The following is a 13,695-nucleotide window of genomic DNA, read 5'->3' on the forward strand; positions in this document are numbered from 1 at the left end:
GTCGAACTCGGCTGTCAGCGACCGAAGTTGAACCAGTTCACGTTCACGAAGTCCGCCGGCTGGCCGCTGGTGAAGGTGAGATAGACGTCGTGCGTGCCGGTCACCGCGCCGATGTTGGCGGGGATCGTCCGCCACGACTGCCAGCCGCCCGTGTTGCCCACCGCGAAACTGCCGACGGGCGCGTTGCCACGACTGTCCAGGCGCACCTCCACCAGACCGCTGACGCCGCCCGCCGCACCGCTCGCCACCCGGGCGACGAACTGAGTGGCCGTCGAGGAGCCGAAGTCGATGCCCCGGTACAGCGCCCAGTCGCCGTTGGCGAGTGCCGCGATGTTCTGGCCGCCGCCCGAGTCGGAGGTGGACTCGGTGCTCACGCCGCCCTGGCCGTCGTACGACTCGGCCTGGATGGCGCTGTAGGCGTCACGGTTGCCCGTCGGCGGGGGAGTCGTACCGCCGCCGCTGGACAACACCTGGACGTAGTCGACGACCATCGAGTGGCCGGGCACGGTCGCGCCGTCCGGGCCGCCGCCGAAGGCGTCGACGAAACCGCCGCCCATAGCCACGTTCAGGATGACGAAGAAGCCGTGGTTGGTGGCATTGGTCCAGGTCGTCGCATCGACCTGATCGGCCCGTACGGTGTGGTAGTTGATGTCGTCGACGTAGAAGCGGATCTGCTCCGGGCTCGTCGAGCGGTCCCATTCCATCGCGTAGGTGTGGAAGCCCGCCTGGCAGGTGGCGCCGGGACAGGCGCGGGAACCGCCGATGCCCGTCGTCTCGTTGCACGGCCCGCCCGGGCTTGTGCCGCAGTGCATCGTCGACCACACGGTGTTGAGGCCCTGGACGTTCTCCATGATGTCCAGCTCGCCGACGCTCGGCCAGTTCCAGTAGTTGCCGCGGTAGGGCGCGCCCAGCATCCAGAAGGCCGGCCAGTAGCCGCGGGCGGCCGCGCCGGTGACGTTCGGCATCTGGATGCGGGACTGGACGCGCAGCTTGCCGCCCGCCGGGGGCTGGAAGTCGGTGCGGTTGGTCTCGATGCGACCGGAGGTCCAGTTGCCGGACCCGTCGCGGCGCGGGGTGATGCGGAGGTTGCCACTGCCGTCGAGCGAGACGTTGTCCGCGCTGTTCGTCATCGTCTCGATCTCGCCGGTGCCCCAGTTGGCGGGGCCGCCGGGGTAGCCCTTGCCGGTCGCGTACTGCCAGTCGGAGGTGTTCACGCCGCTGCCCGCGGCGCCGTTGAAGTCGTCCAGGAAGACCTGGGTCCAACCTGACGGGGGCGTGGGCGCGGAGGCGTTCGCGGACGGGACGGCGACGATGGCGGCGGCCGCCGCCAGGCCGAGCGTGCCGAGCACGGCGACGAGCGCACGTCTGAGGGGTCGGCGTCTGCGGGGTATGCCGGAGGGTTCGCTCATGGGGGTGCTGCCTCTCGGTGTACGGAGTCGAGCCGGGAGTGTGGGGGGTGGGTGCGAGGACGCGTGCACGTTCCTCTGAGAGCGCTCTCAAGGTGTCGCCAATGTGCTCCCCGGCGTCCCGGTCGTCAAGAGGTGAAGCAGAGAAATCCCTTGCGCCACAGGTAAGTTCACCCTATGAATGCGTGGACGTGCCGGAGCGCTTCGTCCTGGAGAGAGAAGAGGCCTGACGCATGGAACTCGCCTTCACCGGCCCGGTGATCGAATGGCGCGGACCGGCGCCGTACTACTTCGTGCGGGTCCCGGACGAGGAGGCCGGCGACATCCGGGAGGTGGCGGCGATGGCCACCTACGGCTGGGGTGTGATCCCGGTTGAGGCCAGGGTAGGCGAAGTCGCTTTCGAGACGTCACTCTTCCCCAAGGACGGCGGCTACCTGCTGCCGCTGAAGAACGCGGTGCGCAAGCCGCAGGGGCTGCGCTCCGGTGACGAGGTGTCGGTGGAGATGACCATCCGTCTCTGATGTCACGCATGGGGACAGCACTCCCGGCCCAGATCAGCAGGCGGACGCGGGCGTCATTCTGCGGATCTGGGAGCCGGGGATCACCATCTGGTGATCGCTGCCCTGTGACGTACGAAGGAGCGTGGCGCGAGCGGGAACGTACGAGACGAGCTCACCGCAGACCGTTCCTCCCACCGTCGTCACCTTCACCAGATTGGTCGCAGGACTCTCGGTGTACGTCCAGGAGACGCCCAGCGCGGCGACCACCAGCAGCACACCTCCGGCGAATGCGGCCGCACTCAGGTGGAGCGCCCGGCGCACCCGGGTGGTCTCGACCCGTGTCCAGCGCCGGAGGGAGTTCCCGCCGAGCAGGAGCTGCTCGCCCGGCCGGCCGAACGAGGCTCGAACGGCGAGCAGCGACCCCACCACGAGGAGAAGGAAGGCGACGCCCAGGAGTGAGGTCGCGACGATCCGCCAGGACGAGGGCAACTGGGACAGGTCGTCGCGGCCCTTCAGGACCGTGACGACCGTCACCAGGGCGGTGAGGCCGAGGAGTCCGTTGCGCCATCCCTCCGCCTGCTTGCGGAGCATGTCGAGCTGGCAGAACTCGAGTTCTCTGGCCAGTTCTCCCCATCTGCGGACGACGCCGGGACTCAAGGGGTGCCTCCTGAACCGGACTTGAGCGTCCACTGTGCGCCGCATCCCTCGAAGAGCGTGTCCTCGGGTTGTTCGGCATGCGTGAAACCACATTCGCAGAACATCGTCTCCGCCCTCGCCGCTGCTTCCAGTTCTGCCTTGGAGCCCGTGCCGCGCCTGAACCAGGGGAACCCTTTCGAGCCGGCGATTCCCTTGGGGAACGTGGTGGACGTCGGGCCGTGGCAGCGTGGGCAGGCACCCGAGACGGTCACTCCGTCCTCGTCGACGCCGAACTGGAACTGATCGTCGACGGAACCCAGCGGGGCCTGGGCGTACTTGAGGTCCACATCGTGCGGAGGGCTGGTCATGACGTCTGCTCCTCGGTTGCGGCCACGATCGGGTGGCCTTCCGCGGTGGGTTGTTCCTCGTCGAGGGGCTCGACGCCGAGTTCGAACATGGTGGCGTACATCTCCAGTCGGCGCGTCACCCAGTCGTGGTCCGAGCCGAGCTCGCGCGCCAGCGCCTGAGCCCGATCCCGTGACACCGCGCCATGGAGGGCCGGTTCACGGCCGTTGAGTCCTTCGCTCAGCAGAATGAGGTCCCTCCAGACGGGAACCACATCGGGTGCCGCCGGCACGTCGACGACGACGCCGAACGCCTCGTAGCCACTCAGCATCTTCTGCACCGCCCGGACGCTCCGTCCGATGCGGGCGGCCATGACGACCAGCTCCAGAGGCTTGACAGGCTGGTCGGGGCGGGGCGTGGCGAGGTCCATGTCCGTGGACAGCGCGAGGAGGTCGTACGGTTCGGGCGCGATCGGCGCGACCGCCGCACGCTGCTCGTCGGTGAGGTCGGGAAGCATGGCACCCAGCGCGGCATAGGGGGCGAGGCGTTGGAGTGCCTCACCCAGGGTGAGGGCGGAATCGTGGGCGTAGCGGGCGAGGTGGAACGGTGTGATGGGGATCCATTCGGCCCGCAGCGGCAGGCCTGCGTCCAGGCCGGCAAGGTCGAGCATCAGTTGCGTCTCGGCTTCGGTGGGCTTGAGCGAAAGGGCTTCCGCCGGCAGGGCGGGTGCCTGTTTGCCGAGGTGATCGGCCTGGGTGGCCAGCCGTTGCAGAGACTCGTCCAGCGACTCGCCGAGCTCACCGGCCGCGAGGACAACGGTGGCCGCGGTCCACGCAATCGCCGGATCGAGACTGCCGATGAGCACCGCGATACGGTCCCGGTTGGGCAGGCCCACCCAGTGCCTCAGTGGTTCGAGATCCTCGGGGACCTGCATGCCGAACGCGGCCAGACGGTCCACCCGGGCGACGAACATCTCCCAGGGCTCCCAGTCCCGGTCCGAACCGAGCCCGGGAAGCTTGCCGCCCGGGGCATGGGCCAGGGCCAGGATGTCGATGGGGATGCCAGGTGTGGGCAACGGGGCGCCGTCGTCGGCGTCGACCGTGAGCAGCTTCAGGTCGGCCGCTTCCAAGGCCATGAGTGGATCTTTCGGTACATGAAGTTCCGGCAGTCGTGCGCCGACCTGTTCCGCGACGTAGCCGACCGACTCCAGGAGCTCGGCAGCGGTCGTCTTCTGGCGGGCGGCCTCGGCCAGAACGGACTGGAGACTCGGGCCCGGCTCCTCCGTGTCCGCGTTCCAGAGCTGATGCAGGAGATTCCAGTCCGTGGAGCTGAGCGCGGACGGCAGCAGTTCCTCCTCGGCCGGCAACCGGTAGCCGAGGAACTCCCAGGCCTTGAGCTCTTCCAGTACCTGCGGGCCCGAGAGCCCGAGGCGGTCCGCCAGGCGGGCGACGTGAATCGGCAGGACGTCTCTGGGCAGGCCGTTGACCGGCAGGCGGCGATTGCCCTCCAGTCCGATGACCAGCAGCGACACGTCCTTGGGCGTGGCCACGAGGTCGGCCAGACGGGCCAAGGGCACATCGGGCACTCTCAGGCCAAGGGGTTCATAGCGGCGACAGCGGTCGAGCAGCGCTCCCAGAGTCAGGCCGCTCTCGACCGACAGCGGCAGCAGTGCCGCTGCCGGGGGCCGCAACTCCGCCCGGCTCGGATCCGACCAGTCGTGCATCCACCGCACCAGCTCGTCGTCGCCGGGTTCGGGTACGAAGTCGAGGGCGGGGGTGCGGTCCGCCGTGACCGCCGGAATACGGACCTTCCTGCCAAGGATGGCGAACCGCCGCAGGTCCCGCAGAGTTTCGGCGACGGACCTTTTGGTGCGATGGGCGTGCTCGACCAACTCCGGTCCCACGCCCACCGCGTGATCGAGGAGGCTGCTGTCGCCCGGACGCGGAACGGGATACCCGGTGACATCCTCCGGAGGGACCATGTCCTCGCTGCGTTCGTCGCCGACACGCAAACCCTGACTGCGCAGGACCGCGAGCCGCCAAGGGGCCGTGCGTTCGTCGAACCGGTTACGCCTGTCGTCGGCGCTCCGAGGCAGCATGCCCCGGTCATCGACGAAGCAGCCGATGGCATCGAGTGAGGGTTCCGGCCAGTCGAACGTGGAAGTCCGGTACACGGGCAGAACGAGTCCGCGGCCGGCCAGTTCGGCGGCGACCGTCCGGGCCAACGCCGCGTCATGGGACTCCAGATCCCACAGCCAGCTGAGATCCAGGCCCTCCCAGCCCGGCAGGTCTGCCGCGGCCTGGCCTATCCGCTCGGCGGCCCATTCCTGGTCCCAGCTCAGCAGGCTGTTGCGGTTCACGCTCAGCTGCGGTGCGTGTGAGCCGGAAAGATTCACCACGTAACCGACGGTCTGCTGGGACGTGATGATGCCGTCGGCGAGTACGGCGCCCTGACCCGTGACCCACCACACGGGTCCCCTGGCGTTGAGCGGCCCTACCGGGTCGACCTCGTTTCCCGCAGGGTGTCGCAATTCCCCGGCGGGGCGGGTTTCGGGGCTGCCGTCCTCCTCGCGCAACACGAACTCGTACTCGCTCAGGCGCACCTGATGGCTCAGGACCCTCAGCGCCGACACCTGCTCCCCGTCGCCCTCGGGCTCGCTGAGCATCAGGCGGACGCGGGTGCCGCCCTCGCGCACGGGGTCGTCCTCGTCCTCGTACACCCGGATGCGAAAGAGACCGCTGCTGCTGGAGATGTCGACCACCAGAGCCTGCCGGGCGATCCGGCCGTCCGGATGGACCTCCCGGGTCACCAGGGTCACTTCGTCCGCGATCATGAAATAGCTGAGAACGCCGATGCCGAACCGGCTGTAGGGGTGCAGCCGGAGCCGAGGGTCCGCGCTCAGCCACCGGGCCTGTTCCTGCCGGAACGCACGGGTCTGGGAAAAGCGGCGGCCGGCACGACTGAACGTCTGCTCCAGTTGCGCGCGCCCCATGCCGACGCCATTGTCGCGGCACTCGATGAAGGCCCGGCCGGGACGTCCGTCGACCGTCGGCGTCCGGCCCTGCGTGACCTTGATCTGGCCGTTCCACGCGGAGGGTGCGCCGCCCTTGTGATCGTCGAGATAGCGCCAGCGCAGTTCACGGTAACGGCAGGCGTCGGCGGCGTTCTGGTAAAGCTCCCGCACGGCCAGGGATCGGTCGCCATACAACTGGTGACCCATCAGGAGCTCGCGTATCTCGTCCTGAGCCAGTGCGAAGCGCAGCAGGGGCACGGTGTAGAGACGTTCTTCCGTCTGTTTCTGGCGTGCCGGAACCAGGCCATGCGTGGTGATCCTCCGGGGCAGGCCCTCGACATGGTCGCCGCGCTGCTGTTCCTGGGCCCCGTGCAGGGACTGCAACACCATGTCCGCGCGCTGCGCGAGGTCCAGAATGCCTTCGTGCACGGCGGGATGCGGACACAGCATCTGAAGGTCGAGGTGGCCCCCCTCCACGGCCCACTCGAGCTGGTCGTGCAGGGACTGGACGACATCGGCGGGGACCACCGGGGCCGCCACGCCCACATGGTCCGGAAGCACATCGGGGAACTGCCGTACGTCGGCCGCCAGGAGACCGGCGAGCCGGACGACCCCCAGCACGCCCCACCAGCGCACCGAACAGCGTCCCTCGGCCGTCGTCAGAGCCGTGGGTGTCTGATCCAGGTGACGGCGGTACAGGTCGGCGTCCATCGGATCGTCGAAGAGAAACCGAAGGCTCTTCACCAACAACCAGTAGACCTCGTCGGCCTGGTGCTCCTGTTCCGGTCCGAGCAGGGCCCGGGCCAGCTGCCGGATCAGTTCTGCCCCACCCGGGTCGGGCGGCTCGACGAGTTGCTCGGCCACCCAGCGGTGGGCCAGCCACGCCGCCAGCGCCCGGAATGCCTCGGTCTCGCCACGCCGGGCATGTCCGCGAGCCTTGCGCAGGAGTTGGGCGTGGCTTTCGTGGATGTACTGGAGCTCGGTGCGTATGGCGACGCCGACATCCGCGGGCACCTGGTCGAGGTCGAACGGGTCGGCTTCAGCGAGTCGGCTGAGCTTGCGCGCCCACAGCGCCTCTCGCAGGAAGGGAAGCGCGGCCAGCAGACCGGTCTCCAGCGGGGAACGCTCGGGGGCACCGCGCAGGAGCTCCTTCATCACACGGCTCAGCGTCCGGGTGGGCAGACCACGGTCCTCCCAGGGGTCGTCGAAGCGACGCCGGTCCTTCAGGACGGAGACGGCGCACTCGTGCGCGAAATTGGCGATCCGCTCCCGCATGGCCGCGTCGGGACCCAAGTCGCCCGGTGCGGTGCTCCACAGCGGGGCGCGCTCCACCGCGCTGCGCCAACGCAGCGGAATCTCCGTTCCCTCGCACAGCTCCGGGAAGGCCGAGAGTTCTTCGTCCGCAGGTGCACAGCTCACGCTCGGCGTCTGCTGAAGGTTCGCCCTCTGCGCGTACTCGCTGGTGCGCTTCTTGACTCGGCGGACGATGCCCTTGAACGCGCGCTCGGGGGTGAACGGGTCCAGGACCTCGGTGAAGCCACGTGTGAAGAAGCTTCCCTCGCCGTCGTAGTGACACCGTTGTTTCCTGCCACAGCCCAGGAACAGGGCGAGCCGTTCGGACGGGGCGTGGACGGTGGACGCTCCCCAGTGGGCGTTCGCCTCGTCGTCCGGTCCGCCGTCCCGACAGGCGTCGACGACGTAGACCACCGACGGCGCCCGGCATCCGCTCAGGTAGGACGTGACGTCGACCGGGAGCAACGAGTCGAGCTGCGCCTGCGACCACTCCTGCCCCGGCGCGGGGGCGTGGGCGTCGGCCGGCACGAGGTAGTCGATGTCTCCGACGCGCACGCCGTGGCCCGTGAAGTAGATCAGCAGAAGATCGCAGTCCGTGGCCGCTGCTCGCTCGAGCGCGGTCGTGATGTCGTTCCTGCCCGCCGGACCGTCGTCCGGCCGCCCGAGCGTGACGACGTCGTACCCGGAGGCCACGACCTGTGTGTACATCGCGGCGAGGTCCTTCTCCACCACTTGGTCCAGCGAGGGAAACAGCGTGGTGGCGCGGGGCGTCGCGCCGACTCCGACGAGGAGTGCTGATCGTCTGATCGTCACTCGGGCACGCTAGCGGGGGGTGCGGCCCGGTCGTGGCCGTTTACGGAAATGTCAGGGTGAGGCGGAACATGCAACATCCACCGCAGGTGGGCGGCGTCCGGCGCCACTCCTTCCGCAGCCTTCCGGCGAGGGCGCCTATGCCCCCTTCTCCGGCCGCCACCCCAACCCCCGAGATATCCCCCGCGCCGCCAGCCGCACCGCCGGCACCAGCACCGGCACCTGCGCGTCGGCCTGCGGCACGACGACCGACACGGCGGCGACGAGCGCCCCGCCCGGACCGCGCACCGGCGCGGCGACCGACAGCGCGTCATCGGTGACCTGGCGGCTGCTCACCGCCACCCCCGTGCGGCGCACCTCGGCCAGCATGCGGCGCAGTTGGACCGGATCGGTCACGGTGTACGGAGTGAAGGAGGCGAGCGGCCCGGCGCAGTAGCGCTCCTGGAAGTCCGGCTCGCCGTGGGCGAGGAACGCGAGCCCGACGCCCGTGGCGTGCAGCGGCCAGCGCGCTCCGACCCGGATGTGCACCCCGACCGCCGACCGGCCGGACAGCCACTCGATATAGACGACCTCCGGCCCGTCCTGGACGGCCAACTGCACGTTTTCGTGCGTCGCTTCGTACAGGTCCTCCAGATACGGCAGCGCGATCTGCCGCAGCGCCGGCCCGCGCGGCGCGAGTGCCGCGAGCTCCCACAGCCGTAGCCCCACGTGATAGAGCCCGGAGTCGTCCCGCTCCAGCGCGCCCCACTCGGTGAGCGCGGCCACGAGCCGGTGCGCGGTGCTCAGGCTCAGCCCGGCGCGCCGGCTGATGTCCGTCAGACAGAGCGCCGGATGCTCCAGGTCGAAGGCCCCGAGCACCGACAGCAGCCGGTCGGGCGCGGAACGCGTCCCCCCGGCCGGCCGGGACGGTAGGGCCTCCGCGGTCATCGGCATCCCGTCACCCCAGCCCGGACTCGGCGACCCTCTGCAGCAACGCGTGCAGCTGCTCGCGCTCGGCGGCGTCTAGGGGCTGGACCAGCTCGTTGGTCACGCGCTGCCCGGCCTCGTCGGTGTCCCGCAGGAAGGCCCTGCCGTCCTCGGTCAGGACGATGATCCGGCTGCGGCGGTCGTCGGGGGAGGGGCGCCGCTCGGCGAAGCCCAGCTTCTCCAGGTCGTCGACCAGACCGACGATCGCGCTCGGGTCGTAGCCGAGCGAGGCGCTCAGCTCGCGCTGGAGCGCGCCGGGGGTGGTGGCGAGGAAGCGGAGCACCGCGTAGTGGCGCAGCCGCAGCCCCGACTCCTGGAGGAACGTGTTGAACAGCTGACCGGAGCGCAGGCCGAGGCGGTACAGCAGATAGCCGGTGTCCGCGTGCAGGCCTCGCATCCACGGCTCGTTGGCGTCGATCGATGCAGGGCCTGCGGTGTGCTGGGTGGTCTGCCGGCTGGCGATGGCGGGCTCCCTGGTCGAGGCCCCGGGGCGGGGCGGGCGTACGTACGGCTCCCAGCATGACGCAAGGACCGGGGCACAACAACTATTGACGTCAACAACTATTGTTCTTACCTTCTATCTCGAAGTCGGACCGCCACTCGAAGGGACCCGCCCGTGCCCAGCATCGATCTCACCGGCAAGGCCGCCGTCGTCACCGGCAGCGGCCGGGGCCTCGGCCTCGCCTACGCCCACGCCCTGGCCGCCCACGGCGCCTCCGTGGTCGTCAACGACGTCGACGAGGCCGTGGCGGAGGCGGCAGTGAAGTCCATCCGCGAGGCAGGCGGCACCGCCGTCGCCGAGGTCGTCCCGGTCGGCACGACCGAAGCCGCGGACCGGCTGGTCGGCCGCGCGGTCGAGGAGTTCGGGCGACTGGACGTCCTGGTCACCAACGCGGGCATCCTGCGCGACAAGGTCCTGTGGAAGATGACGGACGAGGACTTCGACGCGGTCGTCACCACCCACCTCAAGGGCAGCTTCACCTGTGCCCGCGCCGCCGCCGTCCGCATGCGCGAGCAGGGCGAGGGCGGATCCCTGATCCTGGTCGGCTCCCCGGCCGGGCAGCGCGGCAACTTCGGGCAGACGAACTACGCCGCCGCCAAGGCCGGCATCGCCGCTTTCGCCCGCACCTGGTCGATGGAGCTGGGCCGCGCGAACATCACCGTCAACGCGATCGTGCCGGTCGCCGCGACCGCGATGACCGAGACCATCCCCGCCTTCGCCCCCTACATCGAGGCGATGAGGAACGGCGAGCCGCTGCCCGACTTCCTGCGCAAGGGCGAGGGCTTCGGCACCCCGGAGGACTGCGCCGCCCTCGTGCCCTTCCTCGCATCCGCGGCGGCCCGCGGTGTGACCGGTCAGTGCATCGGCATCGGCGGCGACAAGGTGGCACTCTGGTCGCATCCGCAGGAGATCGCGGCGGCGTTCGCCGACGGCGGCTGGACCCCCGACACCCTGGCCGACGTCTGGCCCACCTCGGTCGGCGCCGAGCTGCAGTCGGTCGGCATTCCGGCGCCCAAGTTCCCGGAGGCGTGATGGCTCCCTCCATGAACCCCGACGAGCTGGTCGCGATCGACGTCCACACGCACGCGGAGGTCTCCTCCAAGGGCCACTCCTCCCTGGACGACGACCTGCACGACGCCTCCTCCGCCTACTTCAAGGTGGCGGGCAAGCGGAAGCCGACCTTGCAGGAGACCGCCGCCTACTACCGCGAGCGGAAGATGGCCGCCGTGATCTTCACGGTCGACGCCGAGTCCGCGACGGGCACGCCACCGGTCCCGAACGAGGAGGTCGCCGAGGCGGCCGCCGCCAACGCCGACGTCCTCATCCCCTTCGCGTCCATCGACCCGTTCCGGGGGAAGGCGGGGGTGAAGCAGGCCCGCCGCCTCGTCGAGGAGTACGGGGTACGGGGCTTCAAGTTCCACCCCAGCATCCAGGGCTTCTTCCCCAACGACCGCTCGGTGGCGTACGCCCTCTACGAGGTGATCGAGGAGACCGGCACGATCGCCCTCTTCCACACGGGCCAGACGGGCATCGGCGCGGGAGTGCCCGGAGGCGGCGGCATCCGCCTCAAGTACTCCAACCCCCTCCACGTGGACGACGTGGCGGCCGACTTCCCGCACTTGAAGATCATCCTGGCGCACCCGTCCTTCCCCTGGCAGGACGAGGCCCTCGCGGTGGCGACCCACAAGCCGGGCGTCCACATCGACCTCTCCGGCTGGTCGCCGAAGTACTTCCCGCCCCAACTGGTGCAGTACGCGAACACACTGCTGAAGGACAAGGTCCTCTTCGGCTCCGACTTCCCCGTCCTCACCCCCGACCGCTGGCTCGCCGACTTCGAGAAGCTGTCGATCAAGGACGAGGTCAAGCCGAAGATCCTCAAGGGGAACGCCGCCCGGCTGCTCGGGCTGACGAAACGTTAAGGGGCGTGACATGCGCAACGAGGGACTGGGGTCGTGGCCCGCACGCCGGGCCCGCAAGACACCCCACCGCACCGCCCTGATCCACGGCGGGACACCGACGTCGTACGCCACCCTGCACCAGCGCACCAACCGCCTGGCCCACGCCCTGCGCGACCGCGGCGTCCGTCGCGGCGACCGCATCGCATACCTGGGCCCGAACCACCCGTCCTACCTGGAGACCCTCTTCGCGGCCGGCACGCTCGGCGCGGTCTTCGTCCCCCTCAACACCCGTCTGGCCGGCCCCGAGATCGCCTACCAACTGGCCGACTCCGGAGCCAAGGCCCTGATCTACGGACCGTCGCACGCCGGACTGGTCGCGGGACTCCCCGGCCACACCGACGTCCGCACCTACCTCGAAGCGGGCCCCGACTACGAGGGGGCGCTGGCGTCGGCGTCCGACGAACCGATCGACGCCCCCGTCACCCCCGACGACACCTGCCTCATCATGTACACCTCGGGGACGACCGGCCGCCCCAAGGGCGCGATGCTCACCCACGGCAACATCACCTGGAACGCGCTCAACGTCCTCGTCGACACCGACCTGATCGCCGACGAACGCGCCCTGGTCTCGGCGCCGTTGTTCCACACGGCCGGCCTGAACATGCTGACGCTGCCTGTCCTCCTCAAGGGCGGCACCTGCGTGCTGGTCGAGGCCTTCGACCCGGACGTCACCTTCGACCTGATCGCGCGTCACGGCATCACCTTCATGTTCGGCGTACCGACCATGTTCGACCAGTTGGCCCGCCACCCCCGCTGGCCGAGCGCGGACCTGTCCTCCCTCCGCATCCTGACCTGCGGCGGCTCCCCGGTCCCGACCCCGCTGATCGCCGCCTACCAGCAGCGCGGCCTGACCTTCCTCCAGGGCTACGGCATGACGGAGGCGGCACCCGGAACCCTGTTCCTGGACGCCGAACACGCGGTGAGCAAGGCCGGTTCGGCGGGCGTACCGCACTTCTTCAGCGACGTGAGGGTGGTACGGCCGGACCTCACTCCCGTCGACGTCGAGGAGACCGGCGAGGTCGTGGTCCGCGGCCCCCATGTCATGCCCGGCTACTGGGGCCTGCCGGACGAGACCGCCGCGTCCTTCGCCGAGGGCTGGTTCCGCAGCGGGGACGCGGCCCGCGTCGACGAGGACGGCTACGTCTTCATCGTCGACCGCATCAAGGACATGATCATCTCCGGCGGCGAGAACATCTACCCCGCCGAGATCGAGGACCTCCTCCTCGCCCACCCCGACATCGTCGAGTGCGCGGTCATCGGCGTCCCCGACGACAAGTGGGGCGAGGTCCCGCGTGCGGTGGTCGTCGCGCGGGAGGGCGCCGCACTCGACCCCGACGAGGTACTCGCCTCCCTGTCCGGCCGCCTCGCCAAATACAAAATCCCCAAGTCGGTGGTCCTCGCGGACGAACTCCCGCGCACCGCCTCCGGAAAACTCCTCAAGTCCCGTGTCCGTACCCGATACGGCAACAGCGAAGGAACCGCATGAGCATCACCGTCAACGGCCTCGACGAACTGAAGAAGCTGGCCGGCAGCGACCTCGGCACCAGCGAGTGGATCGAGATCACCCAGGACCGCATCAACACGTTCGCCGACGCGACGGGCGACCACCAGTGGATCCACGTGGATCCGGACAAGGCTGCCGAGGGACCGTTCGGCGCGCCCATCGCCCACGGGTATCTGACCCTCTCCCTCTTCATCCCTTTGTTCACCGAGCTGTTGGACGTCCAGGGGGTGACGACGAAGGTCAACTATGGGCTGAACAAGGTGCGTTTTCCGGCTCCGGTGAAAGTCGGGTCGTGGATACGGCTCGTCGCGAAACTGGCGGAGGTGGAGGAGGTGCCGGGCGGCGTACAGATCGCCGTGGAAGGCACCATCGAGATCGAGGGCGGGGCCAAGCCGGCGGCCGTACTGACGAGTCTGTCGCGCTTCTACAGCTGAGGTGTTTCGTTACCCCGAAACGGTACCGATATCCCCCGGACGGAGGCATAGTTTGGTCACCAGTGGGTACTGACGACCCCGCGGCTGTACCGTGCTGTCAGAGTGTCCAGCCACTCACCTTCACCCTACCCTCCTGATCAGGGAATACCGTGACCGTTCGAACCAGAGCCACTGCCGGCACCGAGGTGCGGCCGTCGGCCGCCGAAGCTCACACCACCGCGCCGCGTCTCGACGCTCCGCACGACCCGAAGAGCGTCCGAGGCGTACGTCGCGCCCGCTCGTCCACGCAGACGCGCAAGGGGGCAGGGGTAACCTTCCAGTCGTCCAT

Annotated in this window: 11 protein-coding genes; 5 read left to right on the top strand and 6 right to left on the bottom strand. The window is 69.4% G+C overall.

Features of this window, described 5'->3' with window-relative positions; all coding sequences use genetic code 11:
* Window positions 1-14: 14 nt before the first annotated feature.
* On the bottom strand, window positions 15-1,409 hold the full coding sequence (locus tag ACFQ6S_RS00450) for a glycoside hydrolase family 16 protein (protein WP_383401255.1): 1,395 nt from the start codon (window positions 1,407-1,409) through the stop codon (window positions 15-17).
* 230 nt (window positions 1,410-1,639) lie between these two features.
* Between ACFQ6S_RS00450 and ACFQ6S_RS00455 the strand changes: the two genes are divergently transcribed.
* Window positions 1,640-1,927, top strand: coding sequence for a DUF1905 domain-containing protein (locus ACFQ6S_RS00455; RefSeq protein ID WP_383401257.1), 288 nt, complete (start codon window positions 1,640-1,642; stop codon window positions 1,925-1,927).
* A gap of 33 nt (window positions 1,928-1,960) precedes the next feature.
* On the opposite strand, the gene ACFQ6S_RS00460 is transcribed toward ACFQ6S_RS00455, so the two are convergent.
* The 5 genes from ACFQ6S_RS00460 to ACFQ6S_RS00480 all read right to left on the bottom strand — a co-directional run bounded on the left by ACFQ6S_RS00460 (window position 1,961) and on the right by ACFQ6S_RS00480 (window position 9,366).
* Complete coding sequence (locus tag ACFQ6S_RS00460; RefSeq protein WP_383401259.1) at window positions 1,961-2,563, bottom strand: hypothetical protein; 603 nt, start codon at window positions 2,561-2,563, stop codon at window positions 1,961-1,963.
* Complete coding sequence (locus ACFQ6S_RS00465; protein ID WP_383401261.1) at window positions 2,560-2,910, bottom strand: hypothetical protein; 351 nt, start codon at window positions 2,908-2,910, stop codon at window positions 2,560-2,562. The genes ACFQ6S_RS00460 and ACFQ6S_RS00465 overlap by 4 nt, the downstream gene beginning before the upstream one ends.
* Window positions 2,907-8,006 carry a caspase family protein gene (locus ACFQ6S_RS00470; protein WP_383401263.1) on the bottom strand — a complete coding sequence of 1,700 codons (5,100 nt, stop codon included), beginning with the start codon at window positions 8,004-8,006 and terminating at the stop codon, window positions 2,907-2,909. The genes ACFQ6S_RS00465 and ACFQ6S_RS00470 overlap by 4 nt, the downstream gene beginning before the upstream one ends.
* 135 nt (window positions 8,007-8,141) lie before the next feature.
* Window positions 8,142-8,936 carry an IclR family transcriptional regulator gene (locus ACFQ6S_RS00475; RefSeq protein WP_383401265.1) on the bottom strand — a complete coding sequence of 265 codons (795 nt, stop codon included), beginning with the start codon at window positions 8,934-8,936 and terminating at the stop codon, window positions 8,142-8,144.
* Between the two features lie 4 nt (window positions 8,937-8,940).
* Window positions 8,941-9,366: a MarR family winged helix-turn-helix transcriptional regulator gene (locus ACFQ6S_RS00480; protein WP_383401267.1), complete on the bottom strand. Its 426-nt coding sequence runs from the start codon at window positions 9,364-9,366 to the stop codon at window positions 8,941-8,943.
* Window positions 9,367-9,585: 219 nt separating this feature from the next.
* Here ACFQ6S_RS00480 and ACFQ6S_RS00485 point away from each other — a divergent pair, with 219 nt between their 5' ends.
* Genes ACFQ6S_RS00485 through ACFQ6S_RS00500 form a run of 4 tightly spaced genes read left to right on the top strand, consistent with a single transcriptional unit; the run spans window position 9,586 to window position 13,367 of the window.
* On the top strand, window positions 9,586-10,503 hold the full coding sequence (locus ACFQ6S_RS00485) for an SDR family NAD(P)-dependent oxidoreductase (protein WP_383401269.1): 918 nt from the start codon (window positions 9,586-9,588) through the stop codon (window positions 10,501-10,503).
* Between the two features lie 11 nt (window positions 10,504-10,514).
* Entirely contained in the window at window positions 10,515-11,390 is an 876-nt protein-coding gene (locus ACFQ6S_RS00490; protein ID WP_383404238.1) for an amidohydrolase family protein, read from the top strand.
* 10 nt (window positions 11,391-11,400) lie between these two features.
* Complete coding sequence (gene menE / locus ACFQ6S_RS00495; RefSeq protein ID WP_383401270.1) at window positions 11,401-12,915, top strand: o-succinylbenzoate--CoA ligase; 1,515 nt, start codon at window positions 11,401-11,403, stop codon at window positions 12,913-12,915.
* Window positions 12,912-13,367, top strand: coding sequence for a MaoC family dehydratase (locus ACFQ6S_RS00500; protein ID WP_383401272.1), 456 nt, complete (start codon window positions 12,912-12,914; stop codon window positions 13,365-13,367). Before menE ends, ACFQ6S_RS00500 begins: the two co-directional genes overlap by 4 nt.
* The last annotated feature ends 328 nt before the right edge of the window (window positions 13,368-13,695 follow it).

Origin of the sequence: Streptomyces sp. NPDC056479 (assembly GCF_042795335.1) — a bacterium.
Taxonomy (GTDB): Bacteria; Actinomycetota; Actinomycetes; order Streptomycetales; family Streptomycetaceae; genus Streptomyces.